Origin of the sequence: Nonomuraea sp. NPDC050394 (assembly GCF_044459065.1) — a bacterium.
Lineage (GTDB): Bacteria > Actinomycetota > Actinomycetes > Streptosporangiales > Streptosporangiaceae > Nonomuraea.
On the sequence record NZ_JBITIO010000002.1, the window covers coordinates 39,727 to 55,312 of the forward strand.

Sequence of the window (15,586 nt, forward strand, 5' to 3'; positions counted from 1 at the left end):
AAACCCCGACGTGGTGCGCTTCAGGAGCGCAGGGCGCCGATCTTCCTGAGCCACTGGTCGCAGTTGGCGCAGGCCGACCTGGGCTGCCAGCGTTGCGAGGTCACCTTGCCCTCCCAGTTGCCGCCGGGGTGCCACACCAGGGCGTTGAAGACCAGGGTGTTGCGCGGGATCTGGTTGAGCGCGGTGACCGGCGCGAGCTGCGCGTGCAGGTACTTCTTCAGCGCGTCCACCTCGGCGCACGACTCCTGCGGCCAGTCCATCGCCTGGTGGGTGCCCTCCAGAAGCCGGGCGATGAGCGGGTGGTCGGGGAAGCCGTGCTTGTCCTTGCCGCTGATGCCGGTGTAGAGCTGCGTGGCGTCGCCGACGACGGCCAGCCCGGCGATGACCCGGCCGTTCTGCTTGTCCAGCGACATCATCCCGGCGGCGTTCTGCCTGCTGAGCGCCAGCGCGCCGCCGCTGGCCCGGTTCTTGGCGTCGTTGATGGCGGCCGCGTTCATGGCCTGGGCCTGCCGGTCACTCTCGACCAGGTCCTTCGCCTGCTGGTCGGCGACGTAGTAGTCCCAGGCCCCGTAGTCGCTGTCGCTCGCGAGCCATTTCCCGAACTCGTCGACCGCGGTGGCCGGAGCGCCCTTGTTGGCGAGGAAACTCTCCATCGACCTGAGCTTCTTCTCCAGCGCCTCCATCGCGTCCTGGCTGAAGGTCGAGTGCGGCGTGTACGACACGGCCAGCGCCGACACCTGCGTGCGCCTGCGGTAGAACCAATCCTTGATCGACTGCGCCGAGGCGGTGGAGGCGGGGATGGGCGCGTAGAACTGATAGGGCTCCATGGCCGGGTCCTTCCTCGAAGGAGACGCCGCCTTCGGGACCGTTCCAAGGCGGCGGGTCAGCCCAACGTATGTCGCGGGCCGTCCGGGCAGAACCCCTTGCGCCTGTCCTGAAGCGGACGGCGGGCTACGGCCGCAGCGGTACCTTGACGGCGCGGCGCTCGTCCATGACCCGGTAGTACATCCGCGCGCCATCGTGGCATGAGCCATGACGCGCAGGGTTGACGTGCCACCAGAGGCACGTATCTTTCGCTTAGGAAAGTTTCCTAAGCATTCCCTCTGCCGCACGTACCCGGAGTCAGGCCTGCACCGGGCGTGCGGAAACAACCGTCACCCGTACTAGGAGAGGGTATGAGAAGAACCCTGCGCGCTTTGGCCGCGACCGCGCTCGCGGTGGGAGCCATCACCATCGCGTCGGGCGCGCTGAGCCCGGCGTCGGCCCAAGCCGGTGACTGTGAGTACGCCATCGGGCAGAACTCGTTCTCCGCCCGATGCGCGACGAGCGGTCCCGCCTACGAGTACCGCGCGTGGGTCCAGTGCGTCAACGGCCGCAGGGACGGCGGCTGGACGATGACCAACAGCGGCCAGTGGAGCATCGCCAGTTGCGGGCCCTGGTGGATCGACCGCCTGAGCTACGGCCTGGACGTGCGCCCGGTCCCCTGACGCCGACGAGGCGGTACCGCCCCGCCAGGCGGTACCGCCTTGCTCTCTGACACGGGACAGTTGACACTGCTCACTATCGGGGAAAAGTCGCTGTCCACCCTCCAGGGAGTGATCGCCGTGGCCCCGCCGCATCCCCACACCCCCTCTCGCCGCCGATTACTGAAGTCCGGCATCGTCCTGGGTGCCGCCACAGGCATCGGAGGCACCGCCACCACCACCGCCGCCGCCGACTCGACCGCCTGGGAACCCGCTCGCGACCCGCGCGAGAAGAGCATGGTCAACGTGCCGTTCGAGGGTTTCGAGAAGGTCCGGACCGGGCTCATCGGCCTCGGCAACCGGGGCGGCAGCCAGGATCTGCGGTTCGCCGCCGTCTCCACGGTCACCGCCGTGTGCGACATCCGGCCCGAACGGGTCACCCGCACCATCGCCCGCATCATGGAGCAGGGCTTCCAGGACGTCGCGCCGGTCGGATACTCGGCGGGTGAGGAGGACTTCCTCAAGCTCGTCCAGCGCGACGACATCGACCTGATCTACGTCGCCACCCCCTGGGAGTGGCACCACCGCCAGGCCAAGGCGGCCATGGAACACGGCAAGCACGTCGCCGTCGAGTTACCGATCTCCCCGCACCTGGACGAGATCTGGAACCTGGTCCGCACCTCGGAACGTACCCGCAAGCACTGCATGCTCCTGGAGAACGTCAACTACTTCCGGCCGGAACTGCAGATGTTCAACATGGTCCGGGCGGGGCTCTTCGGCGACCTGCAGCACGGTTCCGGTGGTTATGTCCACGATCTGCGCTGGCCGTACCTGTTCGGTGGCGCCTACCACCCCGAGCACTGGCGGCGGCGCTGGCAGACCCGGATGAACGCCCTGCACTACCCCATGCACGGCCTGGGGCCGGTGTCGGCGTCCATGGGCATCAATCGCGGCGACCGCTTCGACGAACTGGTGGCCGTGGCGTCTGTGCCGAAGGCGCTGGCCCTGTTCCGCGAGGAGGACTCCCGGGTGGGCCCGGACCACTCGTCGTGGCAGGACAGACCGTATATCTCGGGTGACCGGCACACCTGCTTCGTCACCACCACCGGCGGCCGGTTCATCCGGGTCGAGCATGACGTGAACTCCCCGCATCCGTACACCAGGGAGACCACCCTCACCGGGACCAGGGGGTCGATCGAGCTCGACAACGCCCGGGTCTACCTCGAGTCACTCGGCCACAACGACCACGCGTGGCGGACCGGCACCGCGTACACCGGCATCCTGAAGCAGCACGACCACTGGCTGTGGCCGTTGCTGGAACGGCTGGCCGGTCAGTACGGCGGGCACGGCGGCGGCGACTTCGTCTCCATCTTCCGCCTCATCCAGCTGATGCGGCTCGGCATGACCCCCGACATCGACGTCTACGACTCGGCGGCGTGGTGCTCGGTGATCCCGCTCAGCCACGAGTCGCTGAAGACCGAGCGGCTGAACGCGGTCAAGGTGCCCGACTTCACCCGCGGCCACTGGAAGGACGCGCGGCCCACCTTCGACCGCCCCCAGCCGGACGACCCTCAGCTCCAAGGCGGATAGGCGGCTCGGCAGCGTTGAGCGCACCGGTGAGACGTCTCGCCCGGCCGGGGCTGACGCGGCCCCATCCGGGCGGGAAGGTGGTGAGGACCCGACGGCCCACTCCCATCGGCCGCGGTGGTTGCGCGGGTTACCCGCGTGCGTCCAGTGCCGGGTCTCGCCTCAGCACCGCCTGGTGCAGGGTGCGCAGTGCCGTTCCCGGCTCGATGCCCAGTTCGTCGGCCATGACGCGGCGGATGTCCCGGTACACGTCGAGCGCCTCGGAGGGGCGCGACGCCCGGTACAGCGCCAGCATCAGCTGCGCCCGCGGTCGTTCCCGCAGGGGGTGCGCGGTGACGTGGCCGGCCAGCATCGGCATCAGCCCGTGGTGGTCGCCGACGGCCAGGCGCAGGTCGGCGTGGTCCTCCTGGGCGGCCAGGCGTTCCTCCTCCAGGCGGGCGGCCTCGGCACGGGCCCACGGGGCGCGGATGCCCGTCAGCGCCTCTCCCCGCCACAGGGTCAGAGCCCGGTGGAACAGGCTGTCGGCCGTCGTCAGGTCTCCCTGCGTCTTCGCGGTACGCGCCCGGCGCACCAGGAGCGAGAAGAGCAGGGCGTCCACATGCTCGCGGGGGACGTTGAGCTGGTATCCACCGGAAACGGTGGCGATGCCGGCGTGCGGCGAGATCAGGCCGCGCAGTTTCGACACCACGATCTGCAACTGCTTGGCCGCGGTCGTCGCGGTGCTCTCGCCCCAGACCTGGGCGAGCAGGTGATCGGCCGAAACCGGCTGCCCGGCACTCAGCGCCAGCCTGGTCAGCACCCCCACCCGTCGCGCGCCTGCCAGCGGGAGCCGCGTACCGCCCGCGCTGATCTCCCAAGGTCCCAGGACGTTGATCTGCATTCCCATCAGAGCGTGCTACCGCGACCTTTCCGTCCGCCTCTCAGTTGATTTCCACTGTATGGACGGGACGGGCCGGGCAATGTCCGGTAAACGCCCTACATCGGCCCCTCATGATCACCGGCGCGACGGAGTACGCGGCGCACGGCGCCACGCAGCCACTGGTGACCCCCGTCGGCGGTGTGGCGCGGGTGCCAGGCCATGCCCATCGTCAGCGGTGGCAGCGGCAGCGGGATTTCCAGCAGGCGCAGCCCCATCGCGTACGCGGCGTCGCTGAGCGGCGAGGGGGGTTGGCCCGGCAGCGCGGCCGGCACCAGGCAGACCATGTCGCCGGCCGCGGCCAATGCCATCGCCGCCAGATGTCCGGGCAGGACGGCGCTGACCCGCCGGGTGAGCCCCTCCTCGGCCAGGGCCGCGTCCAGCGGGCCGGTGAAGCGTCCTCTGCGGCTGACCGTCACGTGCTCGGCCCCGGCCAGCCTCGCGGGTGTCAGGGTTCCTTCGGTGAGCGGGTGCCCGGCTCTGACGCCGGCCGCCATCCGCAGCGTGACCAGCTCTTCGACCCTGGTTTCCGGGTCGACGTGGTCGATGGCCCCGATCTCCAGATCGATCCGGCCTTCGCGCAGGGCGGGGCCCGCCTCCCACTCCTCGGCCAGCACCCGCAGCGAGACGCCCGGCGCCCGGCGACGGGCCAGGTCGAGCAGCCCCGGCGCCAGCGCCGTGCCGACCAGGTCCGAGGCCTGGACGGTGAAGGCGCGCCGCAGTGCGGCGGGGTCGATCCCGCCGCTCGGGGTGAGCAACGCCTCCAGCCGGCGCACCACCGCGGCGGCCTCGTCCCTCAGGGCCTCGGCGCGGGGCGTTGGCACCATTTTCTGTCCCGCCCGCACCAGGAGCGGATCCTGGAGCACCCGGCGCAGCCGGGCCAGGGTACGGCTCATCGCCGCCGGTGAGGTGCGCAGCCTCGCGGCGGCACGTGTGACGCTCTGCTCGGTCAGCAAGGCGTCGAGGGCGACGGCGAGGTTGGCGTCAAGGTTCGGGTCTGGGCTGCTCACCGGCGTCATTCCATTTCGGGCAATGATTGGATGCTGAAGTTCCCATTGTGGCAATGCGTTGCGGGTCCTCACGATAGGGGCTGTATCGATCCGGCACTCACCGCGAGGTTTTCATGATCGTCATTACCGCTCCCACCGGGAACATCGGCCGGCGGCTGCTGTCGCTGCTGGTCGAGGCGGCGCCCGCGCACGGTGAGGAGGTGCGCGTCATCGTCCGCGATCCCGCCCGGCTCCCCGGGGCCGTACGCGAACGGGTCGAGGTGGTCACCGGCTCGCACGGCGACGCCGCGACCGTCGAGCGCGCCTTCACCGGGGCCGACGCCGTGTTCTGGCTGGTGCCGCCGGACGCCTCGCTCACACCGGACGAGGCGTACAGCGGCTTCACCCGCCCGGCCGCGCGGGCGTTCGCCGCCCACGACGTCGGCCACGTCGTCGGCGTCTCGGCGCTCGGCCGCGGCACCCCGGTGGCCGCCCGGGCCGGGCTGGTCACCGCCTCCCTGGCCATGGACGACCTGATCGCCGGCTCCGGCGTCGCCTACCGGGCCCTGGCCAACCCGTCGTTCTTCGAGAACCTGCTGGAGGAGGCCGATTCGATCCGCGAGGACGGCGTCTTCACCGACACCGTCGCCGCGGACCGTCCGGCCCCGATGGTGGCCGTCGCCGACATCGCCTCGGCGGCGGCCGGGCTCCTGCTGGATCGTTCCTGGAGCGGCGTCGGCAGTGTTCCGGTGCTCGGCCCGCAGGACCTGTCGCCGGACGACCTGGCCCGCATCATGACCGAGGTACTGGGCCGGCCTGTCCGCTACCGGCGCCGGCCGCTCGGCGAACTGCGGTCCACCATGCTCGGCCACGGCCTCAACGAGGCGTTCGTCGAGGGCATGGTCGACATGAAGCGTGCCAAGGACCAGGGTCTCGACTCGGGCGCCGGCCGCTCGCCGCAGGCGGGCCCGGCCACCGGATTCGCGCAGTGGTGCGCGCGGACCCTCAAGCCCGCCGTCCTCGCCACGCCGGAGGCGGCCGATGCCCGCTGACGGAGCCGGGCCGCCGGTCAGGACCGCCACCTGACGGACGCACCGGCCAGGGCCGTGGATCTCAGCCCAGGCAGGACCGTACGGCCTTGGCCAGGTTCGCCGCCCTCGGGTCGTCGGGCCGGAAGTTCCAGAGGTTCGTGACGTAGCAGAAGCCGACCTCGCCCTCGGGGTCGGCCAGGGCGATCGATCCACCTGAGCCGGGGTGGCCGAACGACCCGGGCCCGATCATCGGCGCCGGCGCGCATGCTCGCCAGAACCCCAGCGACATGTTGAAGGAGCGGTCGGCCGGGATGTCCAGGCCGGGCGGCAGCCCGTACATCCGCGTCTTGCCGGTCTGCACGGCCGTCATCGTCTCGACCGTGGGCGGTTCGAGCAGCCGCACCCCGTCGACGTCGCTGACCGTGGCGGCGTACATCCGCGCCAAGGAGTGCGCGTCCGCGAGCATGTTCGCGGCCGGGAACTCGGCCGCGCGCCAGGCCCGCGTGGTGAAATAGCCGGAGGTGTTGTCCAGGGCGCCGCCGAGTTCCCCCGCGCGCATCTGGATCGAACCCGGGCTCCACAGGGACTCGACCCATGCGGTGACCGTGGCCGCGTCGAGGCCGGTGGTCGCGATCATCCCGGCGAGCAGTTCCTCCACGCTGAACGCGTCGGCGTAGTGGAGGCGGGCCACTCTTTCCTCGTGCTCTTCGGGCAGCCCGATCCAGGCGCTCAGCCCGAGAGGGGCGGCCACCTCCTCGGCGAAGAACGTGCCGAGTGACTTGCCGGTGATCCGGCGCACGACCTCCCCGACCAGGAAGCCGTAGGTGACGGCGTGGTAGACGTGCTCGGTGCCGGGCCGCCACAGCGGCTTCTGCGCCTCGATCGCACGGATGACCGGGTGCCACGCGCACGCCTGCTCGAACGTCAGCGGTCCGTCGACGACCGGGAGACCGGCCTGGTGCGACAGCAGCCAGCGCACTTTGATCTCTTCCTTGCCGTTGGCGCCGAACTCCGGCCAGTACCGGGTCACCGGGGCGTCCAGGTCCAGCTCGCCGCGCTGTGCCAGCATGTGGGCGCAGATCGCGGTGGCGCCCTTCGTCGTGGAGGCGACCTGGACGATCGTGTCTTCACGCCACGGCCGGTTCGCCTCGCGATCGGCGAGCCCGCGCCACAGGTTGGCGACGGGGCGGCCGCCCACGTAGACGCTGCACGCCGCGCCGACCTCGCCGGGGGCGTCGAAGTTCGCGTGGAACGCGTCGGCGATCTTTCCCCAGCCTTCCTCTACACCGCCGCCGCTCATGGAGGCGTGGTCGCTACCCTGGTGGGTTGTCATGCGGATATCCGTTCTCTCGATGATGGCTTGTCACTTCGCGGATGGGCGCGCTGGACGGCGGCCGCTCAAGGTGGACACGCGAGTGGGTTCCTGCCTACGGGCAGGCGGGCGCTCGTCCCAGGTGACGCCGGCGTCGTGGCAGCTCACCTGGGGGACAAGGGCCGGACGGGCAGGGCCGCGGCCGGGATCTCACCGCCGGCCGGCGGGTGTTACTTCTCGGTCGTGCCGTGTTCGCGGGTGAGGGACTCCTGGTAGATGTCGGCGTGGGTGGGCGTGTCCTTGATCAGGTCGTCGCAGAAGGCGGCGACGTCGTTGCCGATGAGTTGCAGGACTCCCTTGCCCGCGGCGACGCCTTCCTCGAAGAAGTCGACGATCCCGGGCAGCAGCGGCCCGTCGGGCAGGTCGACCGGCCCGACCTTGAAGAAGTACCGCTGCATCTCCTTGTAGACGATCTGGTAGTCCGGTGGCAGCGCCTTCACCCGCGCCAGGTGCGCCCGCCACTGCTTCTTGCCCTCGATGATGTCCTGGATGCCCACGTCAGCCTCCTAGCCGGCCCAGTTTCCTGGCCACGTTCCTGTTCAACTGCTCGCGCCAGCGATCGCGATAGCCGCGCCTGCGCTCGCCACCGGCCAGCGCCGCGCAGAAGCCCGCGATGTCCTCGCCCAGCACCTCGTCCACGCTTTGCCCCTCGGCCGCGCTCTCCTCCAGCAGCCCCAGCACGCCATCGAAGATCGGCATCAGGTTGCGGCCGGTGAAGTCCCCGTACAGGGTCAGGTGGCCCTTGATCTGCTCCCATGCCGCCCGATAGCCGGCCGGCAGCGTCGCGGCCCGAGCCTCGAACGCCTTCCATTCCCTGGTGAGATCGCTGCCGGTGATGGTCTCCCAGAAGTTCATCTCCCACCCTCCTTGAGCGTGTCGATCCGTGATGTCACGTACTCCCACTTCACCCAGAACCTCGCCAGCTCCGCGCGCCCGGATTCGTTGAGCGCGTAGAACTTGCGCGGCGGACCCTGCCCGGACGGCCGCTTCGTCACCACGACCAGTCCGTTCCTCTCCAGCCGCAGCAAGATGGTGTAGACCGTGCCCTCCACCACATCGGCGAAGCCGAGCTCGTTCAACCGGCGCGTGATGGCATACCCATAGGTCTCCTCACTGCCAATGATCTCCAGCACGCAGCCCTCGAGCGTGCCCTTCAGCATCTCCGTCAGGTCGTCCATCGGGTCCTCTTCACCCAGTTGGTACTTTGTAGTACCGAGTACCACTATACAGTACCACAGAGTAGCGAGCTAGGTAGATATCACCGACGCGAAAGCGCGCGGCACCGTGGAAGCGTCATCTCGTCGAGGCCACACCGAGGAGAGGAACTTCCGTGAACACTCACGAAAATGCCCATACGCCCGGTCCGGTGAGCCGGCGAACGCTCCTGCGCTCCAGTGCCATCGCCGCGGGCATCGCCTCGGTCGGAGCGCTCTCCCGGCCGGCACCCGCGCAGGCGCGTACGCCCTCCGGCGGAACCGACCTGGTACTGCTGGGAACCGCGGCCGGTCCGACGCCTTCGAGCGGGCGCTTCGGCATCGCCAGCGCGCTCGTCGTCCGGGGCAACGTCTACATGGTCGACTGCGGCCGCGGGGCGGTGTCGCAGTACGTGCGCGCCGGCCTGGACCCGGCACGGCTCAAGGGCATCTTCGTCACCCACCTCCACGCCGACCACATCGCCGACTACTTCAACCTCGCGATGTACATGGCTCCCGCGATCATGTCCCAGACCGGCGCCATGCCGCGCATCGACGTCTACGGCCCGCCCAGCGCGGGCGCGCTGCCCGACGTTCCCGGCGCCAAATGGGTCGCCCCGCACCGCCCGACCCCCGGCCTCGCCGACCTGACCAGGCTCTCCAACGAGGCCTTCGCCTACTCCAGCAACACCTTCATCGCCGAGAAGATCGGATTCGACCCGGCCGGCGCCCTCCGCGTCCATGAGATCAAGCTGCCGGACGTGGGCGCGTCCCCCACCGGGGACACGGCGCCGGCCATGAAGTCCTTCCCCGTGATGAGCAACGACGACGTCAGGGTGACGGCCATCCTGGTCTCCCACGGCGTGGTCTTCCCCAGCCTGGCGTACAGGTTCGAGACCGAACACGGCAGCGTGGTCTTCTCCGGAGACACCACCCTCACGCCGAACATCCCCACCCTCGCCGAGGGCGCCGACATCCTGGTCCACGAGGCCAACGATCCCCAGTGGTGGCACGAGCACGGGGCTTCCGAGCACTTCGTGGAGCACATGCGCACGACCCACACGGACGTTCTCGACCTGGGTACGGTGGCCCGGCAGTCGGGCGTCGATTCACTCGTGCTGAGCCATATCGGAGACTTCCAGCCGCACGCGCAGTGGCAGCAGCGCGCCCGCACCGGCGCGGAGAAGGCCGGATACCGCGGCAAGATGATCGTGGGGAAGGACCTCATGCGCCTGAACGTGCGCCACCACGCTCCGCGCTGATCCGTCAAGGTTTCGCCGTCCTGCGAAACCTTACCGCCGGCCTCCGGAACCCGATGAGATCCCCGCGCGACCGGCGAGCAACGCCTCCTCGTGGACCCCGCCGATCACGACGAGCCCCCTCCGGGCAGGCGTAGCAGGGAGATGTCCTCCGGGATCGTCGCCTTCAACCGCCGATGGCGCGGGCGAGCCACCTGGTCGTCCAGGAGAACGTGCTCCGCCACGAACTGGACTTCCTGCGCCGGTCCCTGAACCCGCCTACGGGTCCTGGCTTTCGACCAGGGCCTGGCCAAGATCGGTGCGGGCATAGAGCACCGAGCGGCCCACCCGCCGGCGCCGGATGAGGCGCGCGTCCAGGAGCACCTTGAGGTGGCGCCCCACCGAGCCGAGTCCCTGCCCGGTCAGCGCCACGAGCTGGGTCGTGCTCGTGGGGCCGGCGAGCAGGACGAGAACGCCTGCCCGAGCGTGCCCCGGCAGCTTGCCCAGGGCGTCGGGCACCGGCACCCGCTCACCTTCGGCGAGCGCCCCCCGGCAGGGGTAGATCACGGCATGGTGGTGGGGCAGGCGCCGGCTGACCCACCGCCCGCATGGGGCTGCACGCGTCCGGGACGATGACCATGCAGGGTGCCGGGGCGGCTCTGGCCGGTGCCATCGCCCAGCACACCTCTCCCGCCCTGGCGATGTCCGTGATGGCCGTGGCGTCGGTCCTGGTGACGTTGTGCCTGGTACGCGGGCTGCGACCGGGCGCCGATGACGGCGTCAGGCCTGCGGCAGGGGGACGACGTGGCCGGGATGGAAGGCGAGGCGCACGTTCTCGTTCTCGCCCGGGGCGGGCTGGGTGACGGGCAGGGTGACGCGTAGCGTGGCGCCCGCCTCGGTCGTGGCGGTGACGCGGATGTCGGAGGCCACTCTGATCACGTCCAGGGTGCGGGCGGGCACGCCGTACCAGCCCTGCGGAAGTTCGTCGGACGCGGCGAGCACCCGCAGCCGCTCCGGGCGGATCGCGACGCCCCCGGCCGGGAGACGGCCGGCGGGAACGGGGATCCGCGCGCCGCCCAGTCCGGGCACGACCAGCCCGGCCGCCTCCGTGACGGCGGGAAGGACGTTCGACTCGCCGATGAACCCGGCGACGAAGGCGGTCTCCGGCCGGTCGAAGATGTCTCCCGGTGTGCCCGCCTGCTCGACCCGGCCGCCCCGCAGCACCGCGATCCGGTCCGACAGCGTGGCGGCCTCCTCCTGGTCGTGGGTGACGAACACGAAGGTGGTGCCCCGCTCGGTGTGCAGGGCCCGCAGCTCACGCTGGAGCTGCCTGCGCAGTTGCAGGTCGAGTGCGGCGAACGGCTCGTCGAGCAGCAGCGCGCGGGGCCGCAGCACCAGGGCCCTGGCCAGGGCGACCCGCTGGCGCTGGCCGCCGGACAGCGCGGCCGGGCGGCGATCGCCGAAGCCGCTCATGCCGACCAGTTCCAGCGACTCGCCCGCCAGCGCGCGACGGGCCTTGCGGTCCATCTTGGCCATCCGCGGCCCGAACGCGACGTTGTCCAGCACGCTCAGGTGCGGGAACAGCGCGTAGTCCTGGAACACCGTGTTCACCGGGCGGCGGTTGGGCGGGGTGGCCACCATGCTCACCCCGTCGATGAGGATGTCACCGGCGTCGGGAGCGATGAACCCGGCCAGGAGGTTCAGCACCGTCGTCTTGCCACAGCCGCTCGGGCCGAGGAGCGTGAGGAACTCCCCTGCGGCGATGGTGAGGTCGATGTCGTCCACGACGAGCTGGCTCTCGTAGCGCTTGCTGACCTTCCGCAGCTCAAGCTGCCCGCCGGTCATCGCGGCACGGTCCTGGTCCATGCGTCCGTCCATTTCGCTTTGTTCTCGTTGACCATGTCCCAGTCCACGTAGCGCAGGTCGTCCAGCGAGCCGCCCGGCCCGTACGGCATGCGCTCGCGCACCGAGGCCGGGATCACCGCCGTGGTGCTGGCCGGGGCCAGATAGAGCGTCTTGACCAGTCCCTCCTGCGCCTGCTTGCGGGAGGCGAAGTCCAGGAACTTGTAGGCCGCCTCCGTGTTGTGCGCCTTCGCGGTGACGTGCCAGCGGCTGTCGGCGGCCAGCGCCCCCTCCTTGGGCGCCACCCACTTGATGGGCAGGCCCTGGTCGGCCAGGGGCCAGGCGCCCGAGTTGTAGTGGGCGGCGATGGCGACCTCACCGGACTGCAGCAGATTGCCGGCCGCGCCGGAGGAGTCGAAGAAGGACACGGCGTTCAGATCACTCAGCCTGGTCAGGCCGGGCGTGATGTCGGCGCCGCCCTTGGCCTCCACCTGACCGGCCGCGAGCAGTGCCAGCGGCAGCCCGCCGGTGGTCGCGGGCGAGGGGATGGCGACCTTGCCGGCGTTCGCGGGCGCCCACAGGTCGTCCCAGGAAGCGGGTGGCGTCTTCACCTTCTCGCTGTTGTAGGCCAGACCCAGGGCCCAGTAGCCCATGGTGAGGGCCCAGACTCCGTCGCGGTCGCGCAGCCTGGCGCGATCGGCGAGCTCGGACATCGCCGGGATCTTGTCCTCGGGCAGAACGGCCACCAGCTTCTCGGCGCGCGCGGCCTCGGAGACGCCCGAGTCGAGCAGGGCGACGTCGACGGCGTCCGGCGACTGGCGCAGCTTGCCCAGCGTGACGGTGGAGGTGCCGATCTCGGCCTGTACGCGGATGCCGGTCTCCTTCTCGAAGGGGGCGATCACGCTCTGCCTGATGCCCTTCTCCCAGGAGCCGCCGAAGATCGCGACGCGGAGCAGCTTGCCACCGCCGTGGTCGTTCCCGGACTTGGCCTGGTTCTGCGCGTCTATGACGTTCCCGCACGAGGTCACCAGCAGCGTCGCCGCGGCGAGGGCGGCGAGACCGCGTCCTGTCCAGGTCATGAGGGTGCTCCCGCCGCTTTGAGACCGGACACCCGGTCCACGATCAACATGGCCGCGAAGGCGAGTGCCACGGTCAGGGTGGAAACCGCGGACACTCCGGGATCCACGGTGTAGGCGACCTGGTTGAGCAACTTGACCGGTAGCGGGTTCAGCGCGGGTGTGGACAGGAACATGCTGACCTCGACGTTGACGTAGCTGGCCGCGAAGCCGAGCAGGCATCCGGCGCCCAGCCCGGTGCGCATGAGTGGCAGGGTGACGTGGGCGAACCTGCGCCACGGTCCGGCTCCCAGGTCGGCGGCGGCCAGTTCGAGCGTTCTGGGCGCGCCGCGCAGCGAGGTGAGCACGCTGCGCAGCACGAACGGCAGCGCCAGGATCACGTGGGCCATGACGAAGCCCGGGTACGTCCGCCCCACCCCGAGGACGAGCAGCAGCTGGAGCAGCCCGACGCCCAGCACGATCTGCGGCACCAGCATCGGCAACGTCAGCAGCCCTTCGACGGTGTCGCGGCCGGGCATCCTCGGCGAGGTCAGCGCCAGCGTCGCCGGGACCGCCAGCGCCGCGGCGGCGACGGTGGCGATCAGCGCGATGTTCGCCGACGCCACGATCGAGTCCACCCACGCCGGGTCGGACAGCACCAGCGCGAACCACCGCAGCGTGATGCCCTCGGGCGGGAAGGCCAGGTACCCGGTGGTGGTCACCGCCGTGCCCAGCAGCACCACCGAGGGCGCGAGCAGGAACAGCGACACCAGGATCAGCCACAGCCTGCCCGCGGTCCTGGCCACGCGGCCGGTCTCCATCCCCTGGCTCATCGTGCTCCCTCCATCGCGTACCGCCTGAGCATCCGCAGGTAGAAGATGACCGCGGTGAGCGAGAGGGCCAGCAGCAGCACCGCGAGTACGCTGGCCGTCACCCAGTCGAAGGTCACCAGGGTCTGCTCGTAGATCAGCATGGACAGCACCCGTACCTGGCCGCCGGACAGCACGGCCGGCGTGACGTAGCCGGTGACCGCCATCGCGAACGCCATCAGCGCTCCGCTGGCGACGCCGGGCACGGTCAGCGGCAGCGTCACGGTGGTGAACCGGCGCCAGGCGGTCGCGCCCAGGTCCGCCGCCGCGCGTTCGAGCCGGCCGTCCAGGGCCTCGAAGGCCGACAGGATCGACAGTGTGGTGTAGGGCAGCAGGATGTAGACCAGGCCGATGATCACGCCGGTCTCGTTGTAGAGCAGGGACCAGCCCTCCCGCGACAGCCCCAGCGCCCTGACGACATCGTTGACCAGCCCTTCCTTGCCCAGCAGCACGAGCCACGCGAACGACCTGACCACCGCGGAGATGAACAGCGGGGTGACCAGCAGCAGGAGCAGGGCCCGCCGTACCGGCGCGCTGCGCACGCAGCGGGCCATGCACCAGGCGGTGGCATACCCCACCGCCACGGTCACCGCGGTGGCGATCAGCGATACCCGCAGCGTGGTGAGGGTCACCTCCAGGTAGAGCCCGTCGCTCAGAACCCGCCGGTAGGCCGACGCCCCGCCGGTGAAGCTGGCGGCGACCATCTGCCCCAGCGGAGCGACGAAGAGAAGGATCGTCGCGAGTACGGCGGGCGCCACCAGTGCCCACCGCCGCCACGAAAGCCGGCCGGCGAGCGCCGTGGCGGTCCGCCGCCCGGCGGGCCGGGTGGCCGACGGAGTGTCCGCGGGTGGTGACGGCGTTCGCGTGGTGGTGGACATCCGGTTCCTCACATCTGCTTGGCGAGCGAGGCCATCAGTCGTCCGGCGGCCTCGACGGCGACGTCGACGCGGCCGAAGTCGACCTTGTCGAACGTGTCGCCCGGCTTGTGGTAGTCGGCCTGGCGCCACCACATGAGCAGAAGGGCGGGAACGCCCTTCTCGTGGAAGGCCCAGTGGTCGGCGCCGGGCTTGTTGTCGTCCACCCTGACCTCGCCGATCTCGGCGACCCTGGCCCCTTCGATGGCGTCGAGCGCGGTGGCCCGCAGGCCGGGGTCGGTGCACCACAGCCAGAAGAAGTCGCCGCCGGAGATCTGGTCGAGGCAGACGCAGTAGCGCACGTGCCCGAGCAGGCCGCGCTCGGTGAGGTCGTTGACGAAGAAGTGGGAGCCGAACATGCCCACCTCCTCGCCCGCGATGCCGACGAACCTGACGTTCATCGCGATGTCGTTGGCCCGCAGGTATTCGAGGACGCCGAACATGCCGGCCGTACCGGAGGCGTTGTCGTAGGCGCCGGGGGTGTCGAGCTGGGTGTCGTAGTGCGCGCAGACCACCACGTAGTCGCTGGAGGACGGGTCTCCCTCGTAGGTCGCGATCACGTTGTAGGAGTAGGCGTCGGGGTCGAGCCGGGTGCCGATGGACACCCGCGCGCTCACCGGTGTGCCCGCGTCGACCGCGGCGAGCAGCCGTTCGCCGTCCTTGGCGGACACCACCACCATCGGGACGCGGTAGAGCGCGTTGGGGTTGATCAGCGGGATCGCGTCGCCGCCCGCGTTGACCACGATCTGGGCGACGGGGGTGCCGCCGCCGTCCACGAGCTCCATGGTGGGCATCTCGTAGAGGCCCTCGATGAGCACTTTGACGCCGTACCTGCGCAGTGTCCCGGTCAGGTCGCCGGCCGGTGCGGAGTAGACGACGGGGGCCACGTCCAGGGATTCCTCGGCGCCGTCGATCGCCACGGTCAGGCTGGGCGCCCGTGTCACCGACCAGCCGACGAAGCCGAGGCGCTGCAACGTGGTCGGCAGGCCCTGCTCGCGGAAGCACTCGGACAGGAACTCGGCGGCGCGGTGCTCGCCCTCACTGGCCGAGAACCGGACGCCGATGGTCTCAGAAAGGCCTGACATGACCCGGGCAACGATCTCTGACGGCATGCGAA

General features: G+C 70.4%; 17 protein-coding genes. 4 read left to right on the forward strand and 13 right to left on the reverse strand.

The window, feature by feature from the left end:
* Positions 1 to 20 precede the first annotated feature (20 nt).
* On the reverse strand, positions 21 to 827 hold the full coding sequence (locus ACIBKY_RS08415) for a hypothetical protein (RefSeq protein WP_397095516.1): 807 nt from the start codon (positions 825 to 827) through the stop codon (positions 21 to 23).
* Between the two features lie 348 nt (positions 828 to 1,175).
* Between ACIBKY_RS08415 and ACIBKY_RS08420 the strand changes: the two genes are divergently transcribed.
* Together ACIBKY_RS08420 and ACIBKY_RS08425 are read left to right on the forward strand one after the other, a co-directional pair.
* On the forward strand, positions 1,176 to 1,487 hold the full coding sequence (locus tag ACIBKY_RS08420; RefSeq protein WP_397095518.1) for a hypothetical protein: 312 nt from the start codon (positions 1,176 to 1,178) through the stop codon (positions 1,485 to 1,487).
* Between the two features lie 60 nt (positions 1,488 to 1,547).
* Positions 1,548 to 3,053, forward strand: a complete 1,506-nt coding sequence (locus ACIBKY_RS08425) for a Gfo/Idh/MocA family protein (RefSeq protein WP_397095520.1) — start codon at positions 1,548 to 1,550, stop codon at positions 3,051 to 3,053.
* A 127-nt stretch (positions 3,054 to 3,180) separates the two neighbouring features.
* On the opposite strand, the gene ACIBKY_RS08430 is transcribed toward ACIBKY_RS08425, so the two are convergent.
* Positions 3,181 to 3,936 (reverse strand): BTAD domain-containing putative transcriptional regulator, encoded by a 756-nt coding sequence (locus tag ACIBKY_RS08430; RefSeq protein ID WP_397095522.1) that lies wholly within the window; start codon positions 3,934 to 3,936, stop codon positions 3,181 to 3,183.
* Between the two features lie 89 nt (positions 3,937 to 4,025).
* Entirely contained in the window at positions 4,026 to 4,976 is a 951-nt protein-coding gene (locus ACIBKY_RS08435; protein WP_397095524.1) for a LysR family transcriptional regulator, read from the reverse strand.
* Between the two features lie 113 nt (positions 4,977 to 5,089).
* On the opposite strand from ACIBKY_RS08435, the gene ACIBKY_RS08440 reads away from it, so the two are divergent.
* A complete protein-coding gene (locus ACIBKY_RS08440) occupies positions 5,090 to 6,007 on the forward strand; it encodes an NAD(P)H-binding protein (protein WP_397095526.1) in 918 nt (305 codons plus the stop codon).
* 61 nt (positions 6,008 to 6,068) lie between these two features.
* On the opposite strand, the gene ACIBKY_RS08445 is transcribed toward ACIBKY_RS08440, so the two are convergent.
* The 4 genes from ACIBKY_RS08445 to ACIBKY_RS08460 all read right to left on the reverse strand — a co-directional run bounded on the left by ACIBKY_RS08445 (position 6,069) and on the right by ACIBKY_RS08460 (position 8,536).
* Positions 6,069 to 7,319, reverse strand: coding sequence for a serine hydrolase domain-containing protein (locus ACIBKY_RS08445; protein ID WP_397095528.1), 1,251 nt, complete (start codon positions 7,317 to 7,319; stop codon positions 6,069 to 6,071).
* Between the two features lie 209 nt (positions 7,320 to 7,528).
* A complete protein-coding gene (locus ACIBKY_RS08450) occupies positions 7,529 to 7,855 on the reverse strand; it encodes a DUF1048 domain-containing protein (RefSeq protein ID WP_397095530.1) in 327 nt (108 codons plus the stop codon).
* A 1-nt stretch (position 7,856) separates the two neighbouring features.
* Positions 7,857 to 8,213: a DUF1048 domain-containing protein gene (locus ACIBKY_RS08455; RefSeq protein WP_397095531.1), complete on the reverse strand. Its 357-nt coding sequence runs from the start codon at positions 8,211 to 8,213 to the stop codon at positions 7,857 to 7,859.
* Positions 8,210 to 8,536: a PadR family transcriptional regulator gene (locus tag ACIBKY_RS08460; protein WP_397095533.1), complete on the reverse strand. Its 327-nt coding sequence runs from the start codon at positions 8,534 to 8,536 to the stop codon at positions 8,210 to 8,212. The genes ACIBKY_RS08455 and ACIBKY_RS08460 overlap by 4 nt, the downstream gene beginning before the upstream one ends.
* Positions 8,537 to 8,724: 188 nt before the next feature.
* On the opposite strand from ACIBKY_RS08460, the gene ACIBKY_RS08465 reads away from it, so the two are divergent.
* Positions 8,725 to 9,813, forward strand: a complete 1,089-nt coding sequence (locus tag ACIBKY_RS08465) for an MBL fold metallo-hydrolase (protein ID WP_397095535.1) — start codon at positions 8,725 to 8,727, stop codon at positions 9,811 to 9,813.
* A 255-nt stretch (positions 9,814 to 10,068) separates the two neighbouring features.
* Here the strand turns inward: ACIBKY_RS08465 and ACIBKY_RS08470 are convergent, their stop codons facing one another.
* The 6 genes from ACIBKY_RS08470 to ACIBKY_RS08495 form a co-directional block, all read right to left on the reverse strand.
* Complete coding sequence (locus ACIBKY_RS08470) at positions 10,069 to 10,356, reverse strand: ArsR family transcriptional regulator (protein ID WP_397095536.1); 288 nt, start codon at positions 10,354 to 10,356, stop codon at positions 10,069 to 10,071.
* Between the two features lie 213 nt (positions 10,357 to 10,569).
* Positions 10,570 to 11,655, reverse strand: a complete 1,086-nt coding sequence (locus ACIBKY_RS08475; protein WP_397095537.1) for an ABC transporter ATP-binding protein — start codon at positions 11,653 to 11,655, stop codon at positions 10,570 to 10,572.
* Positions 11,631 to 12,710 (reverse strand): ABC transporter substrate-binding protein, encoded by a 1,080-nt coding sequence (locus ACIBKY_RS08480; protein ID WP_397095538.1) that lies wholly within the window; start codon positions 12,708 to 12,710, stop codon positions 11,631 to 11,633. The genes ACIBKY_RS08475 and ACIBKY_RS08480 overlap by 25 nt, the downstream gene beginning before the upstream one ends.
* Positions 12,707 to 13,519, reverse strand: a complete 813-nt coding sequence (locus ACIBKY_RS08485) for an ABC transporter permease (protein ID WP_397095540.1) — start codon at positions 13,517 to 13,519, stop codon at positions 12,707 to 12,709. Before ACIBKY_RS08485 ends, ACIBKY_RS08480 begins: the two co-directional genes overlap by 4 nt.
* On the reverse strand, positions 13,516 to 14,433 hold the full coding sequence (locus ACIBKY_RS08490; protein ID WP_397095542.1) for an ABC transporter permease: 918 nt from the start codon (positions 14,431 to 14,433) through the stop codon (positions 13,516 to 13,518). The genes ACIBKY_RS08485 and ACIBKY_RS08490 overlap by 4 nt, the downstream gene beginning before the upstream one ends.
* A gap of 8 nt (positions 14,434 to 14,441) precedes the next feature.
* On the reverse strand, positions 14,442 to 15,581 hold the full coding sequence (locus ACIBKY_RS08495) for a M28 family metallopeptidase (protein ID WP_397095544.1): 1,140 nt from the start codon (positions 15,579 to 15,581) through the stop codon (positions 14,442 to 14,444).
* Between the last annotated feature and the right edge of the window lie 5 nt (positions 15,582 to 15,586).

Coding starts and splice junctions, on each gene's coding strand:
- ACIBKY_RS08415 (WP_397095516.1), bottom strand. CDS start 827: ATGGAGCCCTATCAGTTCTACGCGCCCATCCCCGCCTCCACCGCCTCG.
- ACIBKY_RS08420 (WP_397095518.1), top strand. CDS start 1,176: ATGAGAAGAACCCTGCGCGCTTTGGCCGCGACCGCGCTCGCGGTGGGA.
- ACIBKY_RS08430 (WP_397095522.1), bottom strand. CDS start 3,936: ATGGGAATGCAGATCAACGTCCTGGGACCTTGGGAGATCAGCGCGGGC.
- ACIBKY_RS08440 (WP_397095526.1), top strand. CDS start 5,090: ATGATCGTCATTACCGCTCCCACCGGGAACATCGGCCGGCGGCTGCTG.
- ACIBKY_RS08445 (WP_397095528.1), bottom strand. CDS start 7,319: ATGACAACCCACCAGGGTAGCGACCACGCCTCCATGAGCGGCGGCGGT.
- ACIBKY_RS08455 (WP_397095531.1), bottom strand. CDS start 8,213: ATGAACTTCTGGGAGACCATCACCGGCAGCGATCTCACCAGGGAATGG.
- ACIBKY_RS08460 (WP_397095533.1), bottom strand. CDS start 8,536: ATGGACGACCTGACGGAGATGCTGAAGGGCACGCTCGAGGGCTGCGTG.
- ACIBKY_RS08475 (WP_397095537.1), bottom strand. CDS start 11,655: ATGGACCAGGACCGTGCCGCGATGACCGGCGGGCAGCTTGAGCTGCGG.
- ACIBKY_RS08480 (WP_397095538.1), bottom strand. CDS start 12,710: ATGACCTGGACAGGACGCGGTCTCGCCGCCCTCGCCGCGGCGACGCTG.
- ACIBKY_RS08485 (WP_397095540.1), bottom strand. CDS start 13,519: ATGAGCCAGGGGATGGAGACCGGCCGCGTGGCCAGGACCGCGGGCAGG.
- ACIBKY_RS08490 (WP_397095542.1), bottom strand. CDS start 14,433: ATGTCCACCACCACGCGAACGCCGTCACCACCCGCGGACACTCCGTCG.
- ACIBKY_RS08495 (WP_397095544.1), bottom strand. CDS start 15,581: ATGCCGTCAGAGATCGTTGCCCGGGTCATGTCAGGCCTTTCTGAGACC.